Source organism: Mycobacterium sp. 050128 (assembly GCF_036409155.1).
Taxonomy (GTDB): Bacteria; Actinomycetota; Actinomycetes; order Mycobacteriales; family Mycobacteriaceae; genus Mycobacterium.
The window spans coordinates 84142-97183 of the sequence record NZ_JAZGLW010000005.1; the positions used below are offsets into that span (position 1 = coordinate 84142).

Sequence of the window (13042 nt, forward strand, 5' to 3'; positions counted from 1 at the left end):
GGAGAGAATGATGTTGAGCGCGATGTGTGAGGTATCGGCGATGATACCCATAGCCTTCGGCCTCGCGGGTTACGCGCTGGTGTCGCGAGACGGCACGAAGCCGGACCCCGGCATCGCGCATCAGCGTCCGACGACAACGGGATTTGCCGAATAGTGCGCCAAAGACATTGACACGCGCTCAGATTGAAAGGATGAATCATGACTGCGAACGGAAAATTGTTCGTGCTGGAAGCCAGCGGTGACGGACGGCTGTTCTCAATCAACCCCGACGGCTCCGACAAGACGTTCATCGTTACCGGGTGCCCCATCCCCGATGGTGTTGCGGTCGATGTACAGGCCGGCCACATCTATTGGACGAACATGGGGGTCCCGCCGCTGAACGACGGCTCAATAGAACGCGTGGATCTCAACGGAGGCAATCGCACCACGATCGTTCCCAGCGGTGGCACCTATACCCCCAAGCAGCTTCATCTCGATGCCATTGGGCGCAAGCTGTATTGGGGTGACCGTGAGGGCATGCGAGTGATGCGCTGCGACCTTAACGGATCAAACGTTGAAACCCTGGTGCAGACCGGGCACAGCGACGAGGACCGTCGCGATGAAACGAACTGGTGCGTCGGGGTCGCAGTCGACCACGTCGGCGGGCATCTCTACTGGACGCAAAAGGGCCCCAGCGACGCGGGTCTCGGCAGGATCCTGCGGGCCGGAATCGACCTTCCCACAGGCGAGACCGCGCCTAACCGCAGTGACATCGAGGTGGTATTCAAAGACCTGCCCGAGCCGATCGACCTCGAAATCGACCACTCCACCCGAATGCTGTACTGGACCGACCGTGGTGACCCGCCGAACGGCAACACCGTCAACCGGGCCCACTTGGACACCATCGGCGTCACCGAACCCGAAATCGTATTGACTCACCTTATGGAAGGCATTGGTATCGCGCTCGATCCAGCCAACAACCGCATGTTCGTCACCGACCTCGGCGGCAACGTGTGGGCGGCCGCCCTCGACGGCTCGAGCAATCGACCCATCCGGGCTGTCCAGGGCAACCTCACCGGCATCGCCTACGCCGAGCTACCCGAGAGGAGCCCAGCATGACCGTCATGCCCGACAGCATTGACAGGACTGGCCGGCGACATCGCGTCGTCGTCATCGGTTCGGGCTTCGGAGGGCTGGCCGCGACGAAAGCGCTCAAGAATGCTCCGGTCGATGTCACGATTGTCGCCCGGACCCAGCACCACCTGTTCCAGCCGCTGCTCTACCAAGTGGCTACGGGAATACTGTCCGAGGGCGAGATCGCCCCTGCCACAAGGAGGATCATCCGCAACCAGCGCAACGCGGAGGTGCTGCTCGGTGATGTCGTGGAGATCAATCTGGTCGGACGCTATGTGGTCGCTGAGCTGCTCGGGCAGCGCTACCAGACCGAGTACGACAGCCTGATCGTCGCGGCTGGGGCTGGCCAATCCTATTTCGGCAACGACCATTTCGCCGAGTTCGCGCCGGGCATGAAGACAATTGACGATGCGCTCGAAGTGCGTGGGCGTATCCTGGGCGCGTTCGAGCTCGCTGAGCGGGCCAGCGATCCGGCCCTCCGCGAGAAGTTGCTGACCTTCACCGTCATCGGCGCGGGTCCGACCGGGGTGGAGTTAGCGGGCCAGATCGCCGAACTGGCAACCCAAACCATGAAAGCTGCGTTCCGCCATATCGACCCGACAGACGCACGGGTAATCCTCCTCGACGCGGGACCGGCGGTACTGCAGCCAATGGGCGCCAACCTCGGAAGTAAGGCACAGACGCGGCTGCAGAAGATGGGTGTCGAGATACAGCTGGGGGCAACGGTCATCGATATCGACCGTGACGGATTGACGGTCAAGGACTCCGACGGCACCACCCGCCGCATCGAATCCGCCTGCAAGGTGTGGTCGGCCGGGGTTTCGGCGAGCCCGTTGGGCAAGCAGATCGCCGAGCAAGCCGGTGCCGAAGTCGATCGTTCGGGTCGCGTGATGGTACTACCCGATTTGACCGTTGCCGGCCATCCAAACGTATTCATCATAGGTGACATGGCCTCGGTGCCCGGAGTTCCCGGCATGGCGCAGGGCGCCATCCAAGGCGCAAAGTACGCAGCGCGGGCCATCAGGGCGGAGCTCAAGGCCACGACCCCTGGCGTGCGCGAACTGTTCCATTATGTCGTTCGCGAACCTCTTCACTATGCCGTGCGCGAACCGTTTCATTATTTCGACAAGGGCTCCATGGCCACGGTTTCGCGCTTCTCGGCGGTCGCCAAGGTCGGTCCGCTGGAGTTGGGCGGCTTCCTCGCCTGGCTGGCGTGGTTGTTGGTGCACCTGGTCTACCTTGTCGGCTTCAAAAGCAAGATAACCGCTGTCATTTCGTGGACGACGACTTTCCTCGCGATGGACAGAGGCCAGCTCACGATGACCGAGCGGCAGGCCCACGCCGGACAGTATGTCGAGCGGCTCACCCCACCCGATGTAGCGGTCGAGGCCGCATAACACGACTAGGAGAGAGATGAGTTTCAACCTGCCAACCAACTTCGCGAGTCGGCCGGTAGCCGTTATCGGCGCCGGCACGCTCGGTCGCCGCATCGCGTTGATGTTCGCCGCGCACGGTGCTGACGTGCGGATCTACGACCTCGCGGAGGAGCAGCGCCGCGCCGCCGTCGGTTTCGTCACGCAGAACCTGCCGGCGCTGACGGAGCAGCTGAACGATGTTGTACCGGGCCAGGTTTCGGTCACTGCGGACCTTGGCGATGCGGTGCGCAGTGCGTGGCTGGTCATCGAAGCGATTCCCGAGCGGCTCGAGCTGAAACGGCAGGTGTTCGGACAACTCGACGAACTGTCGGCCGTCGACGCCATCCTCGCCAGCAATTCGTCGTCGTACGCGAGCCGGCTGTTTTTGGAAAAGGTTCTCAACCCTGAACGCGTCCTGAATATCCACTTCTACATGCCGCCGAAACAGAACGCTGTGGACGTCATGTCGTGCGGCCAGACCGACCGCGACGTCATTGACTTCGTGCTGGCGACGTTGCCCCGGTTCGGGCTCTACCCGTTCGAAGCTCGCAGGGAGAGCACCGGATTCATCTACAACCGGATCTGGGCCGCAATCAAACGAGAGGCGCTCGAGGTCGTCGCCGAAGGTGTGTCCACACCCGACGAGGTCGACCAGATGTACCGAATCAACAACGGCTCGGCCGCCGGACCATTTCGGATGATGGATCAGGTCGGCCTCGACGTTGTGCTGGATATCGAAGAGCACTATTGCGCTGAACACCCGGAGTACCCCGAAGGGCCCCGCCAGGTGTTGCGACGGTATCTAGAGCAGGGTCGGTTAGGGGTCAAGTCCGGCGCCGGATTCTACGACGACTATGGCCAGTGACCCGCTACTGTGCACGGTGCCCGTTAGCGCGCAAGGCACCGCAACCGGTGTGAATCCAGCGACTTTATGGCTTTAGGAAATCCAAGCGATCGGAGCTTTTGCCACCACAATTGGCGTGCTCATTGCCTTGTATGTCGCTATCGTACGTGAGCCCAGAAAAGCAACCGACGAACGGAAGCGTCACATAGCGCAGATTGACGCGCTTCGTCGCGCCCATGGGAAACGCATTGCGGCTCAGGCTCGAAAGGCTGTGCCCTCGTGTGCCAGAACGCCGATTTTCGGTGAATCGTGGTGGACGGTCCGGATCGACAACACAAGCAAATCTATGACCACCAGACGCCCGAGACCTGCCCAGGACGCCGCTTAGTTCAGTCGAAGATGACGACCGCGCGTCCGACCACGTCGCCGCGCCCCAACGCGTCGAGGCGTTCGTTGATGTCGTCCAAATTGACCGGGACGATGTGGTGTTTGATCAGACCCTGGCTGGCGAGCGCAAGAACCTCGGTCAGGTCGTTGTGGTTGCCCCAGAACGATCCGGAGTATGACTTCTCTCCGCTCACGAATGGAAAAATGGGTACCTGCGCACCGCTCTGTCCGATCAAGCCAACACAGGTGAGCGCGCCTTCCTTGCCCAAGATCGAAAACCCAAGCTCCAAAGACTCTTTGGCGCCGGCGCAGTCCAGCACCGCATCGACCTCCCGGCGGCCGGTCAGGTCTTCCAGTTCGTTCTGCACCTCTTCGGCCGTTTTGTTTCGCGTGTTGACGGTGTGGTGGGCGCCGTTTTCCTTTGCGACGGCGAGCTTGTCATCGTTGCGGGCGAATGCCACCACCGTCGCCCCGCCGCCGAGCAGTCGGGCGTACTGCACCCCGTAGCCCCCGAGGCCACCGATGCCGTTGACGACGACGGTGCCGCCCGCGCCGAGTTTCCCGGCCGCGAGGAGTTTCTTCATGCCGCGGTACGGGGTCAGCCCGGCATCGGTCAGTGGGGCCAGCATCCGCGGGGTGTGATCGGCCTGCTCTGGTACCGCGATGACGTGACGGGCGTGTACCGGCATGTACTCCGCGAAACCACCGGGCGGCCCGAAACCCGCGAGCTGCCCATCAGCGCAGAGCTGCTCGTTGCCTTCGCGACATTGCCGGCATCGGCCATCACCCCAATTCGGGTTGACCACGACTAGCGTCCCCTCGGTCAGACCCGATGATGCGGGCACTTCGGCACCCACGGCATGCACTCGTCCGGCCACCTCATGACCCGGCGTGATGGGAAACGTGAGCGGAAAGCCCTCTCGGAAATAGCCGTCGACCAATTGGTAGTCGCTGCGACACATACCGGCGGCTGCCACCTTGATCAGGACCTCGTCGCGGCCGATGTCGGGCACCGGTATCTCCTCGAGCCGCAGCGGCTCGTTGTAAGCGTGCATCCGCGCCGCCCGCATCTTCATCACGTTCCCCCTTTTCGGCGCGGCACAGACACCCGCCCGCCCCGGGCGGTCTTGAGAAATGTTGTGATACAGCCGCTTTGAATTTGACAATGCCAGCAAACAATCGCGCTGGCAACAGCAACTTGTGTTGTCCGTAATGGAGCGCCGCCCGTCTCGATGTGCGGGCTCGGGCAGCGCCCGGATTCGAATACGTTGTGAGGATGTGGAATGTCGACGGGCGCAGGGTGTTCGGAGTGGCTGCTGGCAGCGGAGAGCCGGTGCTGCTGCTGCACGGCTACCCGCAGAGCTCGTCCTGCTGGCGCCACCAGATCACCGCGCTTGCCGGCAGCCATCAAGTTGTGGCGCCGGACTGGCCGGGCTTCGGCCGGTCTGATCCGCCGGCGACCGCACCCACCTATGACAACGAAGTGGAGCGGATCGAGCGCTTCGTGGAGCAGTTGGGGTGGCAACGATTCAACCTGTGCGCCCATGATTACGGCGGCTTCATCGGACTCGGCTACGCCATTCGCCACCCCGAACGGGTGCTGCGACTCGGTCTGTTGAATACCCGCGCGCATGGCATCTTCCGCCCGTGGTTCTACCGCTTTTCGCAGGGCCAACACTGGATCGCGGCCCGCCCATTGCCATCCGCGATCGCGCGACATCTGCCGCTGGCCGCGATCCACCATCGGGCGCTGGCCCGCTACCGCGAAACCGGCTGCTTCGACACCGCACTGGAAGCCGAATACCTGGGCTGGATGAACACTGCACAAGGCAAGCGCACGTTTTGGGAATTCTTCGCGCACTATCGGGTGCCCGCGGTCCCATGGCTCGCCGACGGCCTCGGGACCATCGCCTGCCCGGTCTCCGTCATCTGGGGCGACCGCGATCCGTATGTCCCGTTGCGCACCGCACGCGAACTGGCCGAGCGCATCCCGAACGCCGAATTGATCCGCCTGCGAGGCGCCGACCATTACATCATGGAGGAACGCCCTGCTGAGGTGACCGACGCCCTGACCCGCCTGCTGAGCGCGCCGCTGACCTGTCGCGCCTAGCTGGTGACCGTCATCTGTTCGTCGCTGCCATCCCACGAGCGGATGAAGACGTCGATTGGCACCTGTTCGTCGCGGCCTTGCTCGCTGCCGCTGTCGTTGAGGTGCACGATGCCGGCCGCGGTGTCGACACCGGTGACCACCACGGCGTGGTTGGCCAGCGGTTCCCCGTTCGAGTCTTTGTCCACGACGGCTTCGCCCCAGATGACTTCGGCGTTGACCCCGGCAATGACCTTGCGGCCCTTGGCCAGATCCTGCTCGAGTGCCAATATGCCCGTCGGAACGTGGGTCGATGCGGCGCTTGACTTGTCGGTGCTCACGGCGCGGATTCCGTAGTGCGCCAGCAGGGCCGGCTCATCGTCGAACGAGGTGCCCTCGCCGCTCTTGCGTCGCTTCGGCTTCTGGTAGATCGGCCCGGGGTGCACGCTGCTGGGCGTTGATTGAGCCAGTTTGACGATCTCGTGCTCGGACGGCTGCGTGCCGGTCAGTTCCCCGACCACGTCGGCGACCGCCACCTCGACGCAGTCGTCGTCGTATTGCTGGTAGCGCCAGAATCGGGCGGCCGCGGCGGGGTCGCCGTAAAGCGTCCCGACACCACTGGGTGGATTGCCGGGTGTGGCCTGGGCTGTGCCCACCGCCAACCCGAGCGCCGCCGCACCGGTCAGCACCGCAACGGCAACGGCGCGGGCCACGGTCGCAATCCTGATCATGAGAAAAGGTTCTCGTCGGCGCCTCTACGAAATCTTGGAGTCCTGATCTGGATGCCGAACGCGCGCGAGGGCATCGAGCCGGCTGCGGCTATGGCAGCGCTCGCCAGCTTGGACGCAACTGGTCGTCAGTGGGCCCCGGACAGGTTCAAGGTGACCACCCCCACGATGATCAGCCCGACGCCGACGACCTTCGTCACCGACATCGGGGAACCCAAAAACAGCACCGCGATCAGCACGATGGCCGCGGTTCCGATCGCCGACCACAACGCGTACGCGACGTCTGTCTGCATGCCCCGCTGGATCGACCACGCCAGCAGTGCGAAAGAGGCGCCGTAGCCGACCAAACAGATCACGGTAGGCCACAGACGGGTGAAACCTTCGGTGCTCTTGAGCAGGCTGGTCGACACCACTTCAGCGATGATCGCTCCGAACAGGAGCAGGTAGGTGACAGCGGCTCCTTGCATACGGATGTGTCTACACCACGCTTCTCGACCACGCCCGTAACGTTGGCCGGGTGACGACGACAAATCTCGATCACCGCCTCGACAGCTACGCGCCGGTGGTGGTGAGCCTGTTCCGGTTGGTCTACGGCTTGCTGTTCGCCGGGTACGGCTCGATGATCCTGTTCGGCTGGCCCGTGGCCACGCCGGGTCCCATTGAGATAGGTTCGTGGCCCGGCTGGTACGCGGGGCTCATCGAATTCGTTACGGGACTACTGGTCGGCGCCGGATTATTCACTCGTGCCGCGGCATTCGTCGCCTCGGGCACAATGGCGGTCGCCTACTTCTGGATGCATCAGCCGCATGCGCTGTGGCCGATCGGTGATCCACCGGGCGGCAACGCCGGAACGCCGGCGATTCTGTTCTGCTTTGGCTTCTTCCTGCTGGTCTTCGTCGGCGGCGGCCGCTATTCGATCGACGCCCGGCGCCGACGCTGAGGATCAGTCGCCCCAACGGCCATGCGCGGCCGCCAGTTCCAGCAGGGTGATGCCGTCGGTCTGGCGTTCGCGCAGCACCTGGCTGGGAAACGTGTAGGGCGGCGCCGCCTCGGGGCTGCGTTGTGCCTGCGCGACGATCGCATCCATCAACGTGCTCGCCATGGACAACCGCGGGTAGCGGGCGTGGATACCGGCGGCGATCTCCTCGTCGATGAATTCGGCGTCGCGGCCGAAATCCGCACCCACACCGCTGCGCACCAAATGACACAGCGCTCCGCGCCGGTCGGCGATGCCCATCGACGTGTGCAAGGCAATGGCCTCCCACACGCCGTCCACGAGCACGCGCTCGCAGCCGTGTTCGGTCAGCAGCGCCGCCGCGAGGTCAGCGCCTTCGACCTCGAACCTTTCCTTACCCGGCGCCGCGGAGCCGACACCGAGATCGTGCAGCACGCATCCAAGAAACAGGGCGTCCGCGTCGTAATCGGCACCCGCGCGCATGCCCTCGTGCGCGGCGATCAGCTCACCGAACAGGTAGCTGCGCACGCTGTGGTTGAACACCGACGGCGACTCGGTCGACTGTGCCAATCGGATGGCGGCTTGAGCGACGGAGGTGTCCGGGAGAGTGGATATGACCTGCATGAACAGCACGTTAGACCCGCGGACGCCATCTGGTGAGTGGCTAAAAAGACATGAGCCCCACGATTTAGGCCACGATGTCCGAAGGCGCCTTGCTTATACCCGGGATGGATCGGTGATAATGACATTCTCTAGATTGGAGAAGCCATTTCCGTTTACCGACCGCCCCGAGGAGCGTCGACGATGACCGCGAACCAGCGATGCGACGGATTGGTGGCCCTGGTCACGGGGAGCAGCCGAGGTTTGGGCAAGGCGATCGCCGCCCGGTTCGCGGCGCAAGGCGCCACGGTCGCGCTCACCGCGCGGACGATGGACCCCGACCCTAAATACCACGGGTCGCTGCGTGAGACCGCCGACGAGATCGTCGCCGCGGGGGGTCGGGCCATCGCCGTGCAGGCAGATCTGTCCCAGGCCGAGGAACGCGCGCGGCTGTTCGGTGAAGTCGTGGACGCCGTCGGCGCCCCGGACATCCTGGTGAACAATGCCGCGGTCACCTTCCTGCGGCCCCTCGACGGATTTCCCGAGCGACGCGCGCGGCTGATGATGGAAATGCATGTGCTCGGGCCATTGCATTTGAGCCAGTTGGCGATACCCGCGATGCGCGAGCGCGGCCGAGGCTGGATTCTGAATCTGACCTCAGTCGGCGGCGATCTACCGCCCGGCCCACCCTTCTCCGAATTCGACCGGACCGCGGGCTTCGGGATTTACGGGACGGCCAAGGCCGCACTCAACCGGCTCACCAAAAGCCTTGCCGCAGAACTGTATGGCGACGGAATCGCCGTCAACGCCGCCGCTCCGTCCAATCCCGTGGCCACCCCGGGCGCGGGCACCCTCGACCTGGCCAAGACGGACACCGAGGACATCGAGCTGATCACCGAGACGGCGTTCCGGTTGTGTACGGGAGATCCGAAGACCCTGACCGGTCGCATCGCGCATACTCAGACCTTCCTTGCGGAGGTCGGCTGGTTTCAGCCCGCCGGCTGATGGGCGAGGTCGATCTCGACGAGCTGCGCCGCCGACTCGCGGTTGCCGACGTCACCGACGTCACCGCGCTGGCAGGAGGTGCCTCCAGCCTCACCTTTCGCGGCACGCGATCCGGCCAACCCGTGGTGATCAAGCTCGCACCGCCGGGGGTTGATCCGATCGCGCACCGCGATGTGCTGCGGCAGGCCCGCATTCTCAAAGCGCTTGCCGCGACTCGGGTTCCGGTGCCCGAGGTGCTTTGGGAGGACCCGGGAGATCCGCCGCTGAACCCGCCGCTGTTCGTGATGTCGCACGTCGACGGTGACTGCGTCGAGCCGCTGTTCGACGGTTGCGCGCCCACACCGGAGCTGGCCGAGCGCTACCGCAACGCGTGCCGGGCCATGGCCGCCCTGCACAGCCTGTCACCTAGTGACCTTGGGCTGGGCTCCGAACCGGTCATCGATGCGGTCTCGGAAGTCGAGCGCTGGTGTCAGACGTTGCAGACCGTCGATGCGTCACTGGTTCCCGGCTGGCCGGGGGTACGCGACGCGTTATTACGTTGCGCCCCAGACGCTATCGCGCCCGGCGTGGTACACGGTGACTTTCGGCTGGGCAATCTGATGGCGGCCGGGGCGAGTGTCAACGCGGTGATCGATTGGGAGATCTGGTCGATCGGTGATCCGCGGATCGATGCGGGCTGGTTTCTGATCAACTGCGATCCCGAGACTTACCAACGTGTTTCGGGCGCTGTCGGGATGGCGCCGCCGATCGACGAGCTAGCCGAGATTTATCAGTATGAGCTGGGGCACGAAGTCGCCGACCTGGCCTGGTTTCGCGCGCTCGCCTGTTTCAAGTCGGCGGCGACCTGGTCGCTGATCGTCAAACACAACCGCCGAAGGAAGACGCCGCGAGAAGAATGGGAAGCCATGGCGCCGACGTTGCCGCGACTGCTGGAGCGGGCGCGGTCGATGGTGGAGTAGGCCTCGGTTAGCGGCACTTGATAAAGACGTTCTGGCAATAGTTTCCGACGCCGTCCCAGTTTTTCTCCCGTGGGATGCCTCGATTGGCGGGGTTCGTAAAGAACGATGGAGCGTCGACCGTGTTGAATTGGCTGATCTCTGGGAGCATCGGCGGCTCGGGGTCGGGATCGGTATCGTCCGCGTGCGCCAGCCCGATGCCGCCCCACAAGGCCAGGACGCTGACCGCACCGGCAACCGGTCCGCGAGCGTACGAACGAGCTTTCATCGCCGCCCTCTCGGGTCGTTGCCGTGTGCCACACCCGCAATTCTAGCGGCCGGCCGGCTCGGCCAACGCCAGCCTGCCGCAGCCACATCGCGTATCAGTTACGAACGCGCAACGACTCTGCCGGGGCGACCAGCAAATGCCGCTATGCACACGGCGCGGTATTTACGGTTTCGCCCGTGGGGACAAAAGCCGGGGTCGTCCGTAACGCTGCGGTCGTCACGATGTGCTTTTTAATGACGCTGACCATGGCCCCGTCTACGGCCGCCGATCCCGACGTTCAGCCCGCTGGTGCCGCTACGCCAACGAATGACGGGCTGGTGCCCTCGAATCCTCCCCAAATCGTCAATACCCCGGATGGCTGGCGATTGGGGCTTGGCGCGAAGGACGAGGCTCAGACTCCGGTCGCGCCGTTGACAACCGCGCTCTCGTCCCGCGAGTACATCGCGACCGGAACATTTGTCGGAGACCTGAGCGGGCCGGGACAGCCGCAAGGCATTCTCGAGGCGGGTTACGAGATCGGCTGTGGCATCGACATGAGCACGTCCAACGGCGTCGACCTCGGCGGCAACATGGGCATCGCCCCCGGTCTCAGCCCGACGTTTGACACCAGCGGCGCGTTGCCGCCTCTTCTGCCGTTCCTCACCGTCCCGGTGGGCGGCTCGATCAATGTGGGGCTCAAGCCCGGCTTCGTGATTGTGGTGCCGGTGGCGAAGAAGCAATTCAAGGGCCCGCACCCGTGGATCATGATCGCCAACTTCCACGTCAGGATCGACGGCTGCGTGGGCCAGTCGTTCATTCGCTCCTACGCGACGCTGACCCGGGTGACTGACCAGTCCGACGTGGTGGTGTCCTACGTCGGCGTCACCAAAGCCGTCTGATCGGGTTCTCGTCGTCGGCCGAGAGCCCGGATACAATCGCATAGCTCAATGGGTGAGGCGCTTGGGGGAGGCATCGTGTCCGACGACGATTTCAACCGTCGCAATATCGAGGAGTTCCGCGCCAACCACGGCCGGGTCGGCGGACAGTTCGAGGGCGCACCGGTACTGCTGTTGCACAGCAAGGGAGCTCGCAGCGGCGAGGAACGAGTGAGTCCGATGATGTATCTGTCCGACGGACAGCGCTATCTGGTGTTCGCGTCAGCGGCGGGCGCCGACCGCAACCCGGCGTGGTACCACAATCTGGTTGCTCACCCCGACGCACAGATTGAAGTCGGGGACGATCTCATCGACGTTCGGGCTGTCGAACTGCACGGCGACGAACGCGACCAGAAGTACGCCATTCAAGCCTCGCGCTATCCGGGTTTCGCCGACTACGAACGCAAAACCACCCGAACGATTCCCGTTCTCGCGCTGATCCCGCAGCAAGCGCAGTGACGGCGCCCTGACGGTGGTTCAGCGGGGGATACCCGCCAGCTTGTCGGCGAACTTCGCCTCGGCGGACGCACGCAGCCGCAACAGGTGTTCGGAGGGAAACAGATCGGGCGCGGGCTCGCGGTCCTTGAGCAGCATTCGTGCCAGCGTTACCTTGTGCACCTCGGTCGGGCCGTCGGCAAGGCCCAACACAAAGGACTCCACCAGATATTGGACGAACGGCATCTCATGAGTGGTGCCCAACGATCCGTGTAGTTGCAGCGCCCGCGCCGACACGTCATGCAGCACCTTCTGCATCATCGCCTTGACCGCGGAAATATCGGCCCGCACCGCCTTGTAGTCGTTGAATTGGTCGATTTTCCAGGCGGTTTGAAGCGTCAGCAGCCGGAACGCCTCGATCTCCATCCATGAGTCGGCGATCATCTCCTGCACGAGTTGCTTGTTGGAGAGCACCTCGCCCTGGGTGTAACGCGACACGGCCCGCTCACAGAGCATGTCGAAGATCCGGCGGACCAAGCCCACCGTGCGCATCGCGTGATGGATGCGACCGCCGCCGAGACGGGTCTGCGCGACGACGAACGCGCCACCCCGTGGGCCCAGCATGTGGTCGGCGGGCACCCGGACATTCTCGTAGCGGACGTAACCCTCGCGCCCACCGCCCAGGGGCTGATACCCCAGTCCGACATCGCGGATCACATTGATCCCGGGGGTGTCGCCGGGAAGGACGAACATCGAATAGCGTTGGTAAGGCGGCGCGTCGGGGTCGGTCATCGCCATCACGATGATGAACGAAGCCATCGAGGCGAACGACGAGAACCACTTCTCCCCGTTGATGATCCAGTGCTCACCGTCGGGCACCGCGGACGTGGTGAACACCTTCGGGTCCGCCCCGCCCTGTGGTTCGGTCATCGAGAAGCAGGACACGATCCGGTTATCCAGCAACGGCTCAAGGTAGCGAGCTTTGAGCTCGGGCGTGCCGTAGTGCGCGAGGATCTCGCTGTTGCCGGAATCGGGTGCCTGCGAACCGAATACGATCGGTGCGCACTCCGAGCGGCCCAGGATCTCGTTGAGCAGGGCCAGTTTCACCTGGCCGTAGCCCGGGCCACCCAGATGTGGACCGAGGTGCGTGGCCCACAGCCCGCGCTCCTTCACGATCTCCTGCAGAGGCGGGATCAGCGCCTGGCGTACCGGATCGCCCAGATCGTGCGACTCCTTGACGATCAGGTCGATGGGCTCACACTCGGTGCGCACGAAGTCCTCGACCCATTCGAGTTGCTGTGCCCACTCCGGATCAGTGGAGAAATCCCACGACATC

16 protein-coding genes are annotated in these 13042 nt (G+C 64.0%); 10 read left to right on the forward strand and 6 right to left on the reverse strand.

All coding sequences use genetic code 11. The features are described from left to right. Positions 1–10: 10 nt before the first annotated feature. The 4 genes from SKC41_RS26625 to SKC41_RS26640 are packed head-to-tail and all read left to right on the forward strand — an operon-like array spanning position 11 to position 3393. Positions 11–154 (forward strand): hypothetical protein, encoded by a 144-nt coding sequence (locus SKC41_RS26625; protein ID WP_330980697.1) that lies wholly within the window; start codon positions 11–13, stop codon positions 152–154. A 44-nt stretch (positions 155–198) separates the two neighbouring features. Then, on the forward strand, positions 199–1098 hold the full coding sequence (locus SKC41_RS26630) for a 3-hydroxyacyl-CoA dehydrogenase (RefSeq protein ID WP_330980698.1): 900 nt from the start codon (positions 199–201) through the stop codon (positions 1096–1098). Then, a complete protein-coding gene (locus tag SKC41_RS26635) occupies positions 1095–2510 on the forward strand; it encodes an NAD(P)/FAD-dependent oxidoreductase (protein WP_442931812.1) in 1416 nt (471 codons plus the stop codon). Before SKC41_RS26630 ends, SKC41_RS26635 begins: the two co-directional genes overlap by 4 nt. Before the next feature lie 16 nt (positions 2511–2526). Beyond that, positions 2527–3393: a 3-hydroxyacyl-CoA dehydrogenase family protein gene (locus tag SKC41_RS26640; protein ID WP_330980699.1), complete on the forward strand. Its 867-nt coding sequence runs from the start codon at positions 2527–2529 to the stop codon at positions 3391–3393. A 368-nt stretch (positions 3394–3761) separates the two neighbouring features. On the opposite strand, the gene SKC41_RS26645 is transcribed toward SKC41_RS26640, so the two are convergent. Next, positions 3762–4835, reverse strand: a complete 1074-nt coding sequence (locus SKC41_RS26645; protein ID WP_330980700.1) for an NAD(P)-dependent alcohol dehydrogenase — start codon at positions 4833–4835, stop codon at positions 3762–3764. 200 nt (positions 4836–5035) lie between these two features. On the opposite strand from SKC41_RS26645, the gene SKC41_RS26650 reads away from it, so the two are divergent. After that, positions 5036–5869 carry an alpha/beta fold hydrolase gene (locus SKC41_RS26650; RefSeq protein ID WP_330980701.1) on the forward strand — a complete coding sequence of 278 codons (834 nt, stop codon included), beginning with the start codon at positions 5036–5038 and terminating at the stop codon, positions 5867–5869. Here the strand turns inward: SKC41_RS26650 and SKC41_RS26655 are convergent. Next, positions 5866–6576 (reverse strand): hypothetical protein, encoded by a 711-nt coding sequence (locus SKC41_RS26655; RefSeq protein WP_330980702.1) that lies wholly within the window; start codon positions 6574–6576, stop codon positions 5866–5868. The genes SKC41_RS26650 and SKC41_RS26655 overlap by 4 nt on opposite strands. A 125-nt stretch (positions 6577–6701) precedes the next feature. Then, positions 6702–7040 (reverse strand): DMT family transporter, encoded by a 339-nt coding sequence (locus tag SKC41_RS26660; protein ID WP_330980703.1) that lies wholly within the window; start codon positions 7038–7040, stop codon positions 6702–6704. Between the two features lie 50 nt (positions 7041–7090). On the opposite strand from SKC41_RS26660, the gene SKC41_RS26665 reads away from it, so the two are divergent. Next, positions 7091–7513: a DoxX family protein gene (locus tag SKC41_RS26665; RefSeq protein ID WP_330980704.1), complete on the forward strand. Its 423-nt coding sequence runs from the start codon at positions 7091–7093 to the stop codon at positions 7511–7513. A gap of 3 nt (positions 7514–7516) precedes the next feature. On the opposite strand, the gene SKC41_RS26670 is transcribed toward SKC41_RS26665, so the two are convergent. Then, positions 7517–8152 (reverse strand): HD domain-containing protein, encoded by a 636-nt coding sequence (locus tag SKC41_RS26670; protein WP_330980705.1) that lies wholly within the window; start codon positions 8150–8152, stop codon positions 7517–7519. 180 nt (positions 8153–8332) lie between these two features. On the opposite strand from SKC41_RS26670, the gene SKC41_RS26675 reads away from it, so the two are divergent. Together SKC41_RS26675 and SKC41_RS26680 are read left to right on the forward strand one after the other, a co-directional pair. Beyond that, entirely contained in the window at positions 8333–9133 is an 801-nt protein-coding gene (locus SKC41_RS26675; protein ID WP_330980706.1) for an SDR family NAD(P)-dependent oxidoreductase, read from the forward strand. After that, positions 9133–10092 carry a phosphotransferase family protein gene (locus SKC41_RS26680; RefSeq protein ID WP_330980707.1) on the forward strand — a complete coding sequence of 320 codons (960 nt, stop codon included), beginning with the start codon at positions 9133–9135 and terminating at the stop codon, positions 10090–10092. Before SKC41_RS26675 ends, SKC41_RS26680 begins: the two co-directional genes overlap by 1 nt. A 7-nt stretch (positions 10093–10099) precedes the next feature. Here the strand turns inward: SKC41_RS26680 and SKC41_RS26685 are convergent, their stop codons facing one another. Continuing rightward, the gene (locus SKC41_RS26685) at positions 10100–10357 is read right to left on the reverse strand and encodes a hypothetical protein (protein ID WP_330980708.1); all 258 of its coding nucleotides are present in this window, start codon (positions 10355–10357) and stop codon (positions 10100–10102) included. A gap of 233 nt (positions 10358–10590) precedes the next feature. Here SKC41_RS26685 and SKC41_RS26690 point away from each other — a divergent pair, with 233 nt between their 5' ends. Together SKC41_RS26690 and SKC41_RS26695 are read left to right on the forward strand one after the other, a co-directional pair. Next, entirely contained in the window at positions 10591–11235 is a 645-nt protein-coding gene (locus SKC41_RS26690; protein WP_330980848.1) for an MspA family porin, read from the forward strand. A gap of 48 nt (positions 11236–11283) precedes the next feature. Continuing rightward, positions 11284–11730 carry a nitroreductase family deazaflavin-dependent oxidoreductase gene (locus SKC41_RS26695; RefSeq protein ID WP_330980709.1) on the forward strand — a complete coding sequence of 149 codons (447 nt, stop codon included), beginning with the start codon at positions 11284–11286 and terminating at the stop codon, positions 11728–11730. An 18-nt stretch (positions 11731–11748) separates the two neighbouring features. On the opposite strand, the gene SKC41_RS26700 is transcribed toward SKC41_RS26695, so the two are convergent. Continuing rightward, positions 11749–13041 carry an acyl-CoA dehydrogenase family protein gene (locus tag SKC41_RS26700; RefSeq protein WP_330980710.1) on the reverse strand — a complete coding sequence of 431 codons (1293 nt, stop codon included), beginning with the start codon at positions 13039–13041 and terminating at the stop codon, positions 11749–11751. Position 13042 lies beyond the last annotated feature (1 nt).

What these genes read in the sequence shown, in the direction of transcription:
- SKC41_RS26650 (WP_330980701.1), top strand. Translation starts at nt 5,036, where the DNA reads ATGTGGAATGTCGACGGGCGCAGGGTGTTCGGAGTGGCTGCTGGCAGC.
- SKC41_RS26645 (WP_330980700.1), bottom strand. Translation starts at nt 4,835, where the DNA reads ATGAAGATGCGGGCGGCGCGGATGCACGCTTACAACGAGCCGCTGCGG.
- SKC41_RS26700 (WP_330980710.1), bottom strand. Translation starts at nt 13,041, where the DNA reads ATGTCGTGGGATTTCTCCACTGATCCGGAGTGGGCACAGCAACTCGAA.
- SKC41_RS26685 (WP_330980708.1), bottom strand. Translation starts at nt 10,357, where the DNA reads ATGAAAGCTCGTTCGTACGCTCGCGGACCGGTTGCCGGTGCGGTCAGC.
- SKC41_RS26675 (WP_330980706.1), top strand. Translation starts at nt 8,333, where the DNA reads ATGACCGCGAACCAGCGATGCGACGGATTGGTGGCCCTGGTCACGGGG.
- SKC41_RS26655 (WP_330980702.1), bottom strand. Translation starts at nt 6,576, where the DNA reads ATGATCAGGATTGCGACCGTGGCCCGCGCCGTTGCCGTTGCGGTGCTG.
- SKC41_RS26690 (WP_330980848.1), top strand. Translation starts at nt 10,591, where the DNA reads ATGACGCTGACCATGGCCCCGTCTACGGCCGCCGATCCCGACGTTCAG.
- SKC41_RS26680 (WP_330980707.1), top strand. Translation starts at nt 9,133, where the DNA reads ATGGGCGAGGTCGATCTCGACGAGCTGCGCCGCCGACTCGCGGTTGCC.
- SKC41_RS26635 (WP_442931812.1), top strand. Translation starts at nt 1,095, where the DNA reads ATGACCGTCATGCCCGACAGCATTGACAGGACTGGCCGGCGACATCGC.
- SKC41_RS26660 (WP_330980703.1), bottom strand. Translation starts at nt 7,040, where the DNA reads ATGCAAGGAGCCGCTGTCACCTACCTGCTCCTGTTCGGAGCGATCATC.
- SKC41_RS26625 (WP_330980697.1), top strand. Translation starts at nt 11, where the DNA reads ATGTTGAGCGCGATGTGTGAGGTATCGGCGATGATACCCATAGCCTTC.
- SKC41_RS26630 (WP_330980698.1), top strand. Translation starts at nt 199, where the DNA reads ATGACTGCGAACGGAAAATTGTTCGTGCTGGAAGCCAGCGGTGACGGA.
- SKC41_RS26695 (WP_330980709.1), top strand. Translation starts at nt 11,284, where the DNA reads ATGGGTGAGGCGCTTGGGGGAGGCATCGTGTCCGACGACGATTTCAAC.
- SKC41_RS26640 (WP_330980699.1), top strand. Translation starts at nt 2,527, where the DNA reads ATGAGTTTCAACCTGCCAACCAACTTCGCGAGTCGGCCGGTAGCCGTT.
- SKC41_RS26670 (WP_330980705.1), bottom strand. Translation starts at nt 8,152, where the DNA reads ATGCAGGTCATATCCACTCTCCCGGACACCTCCGTCGCTCAAGCCGCC.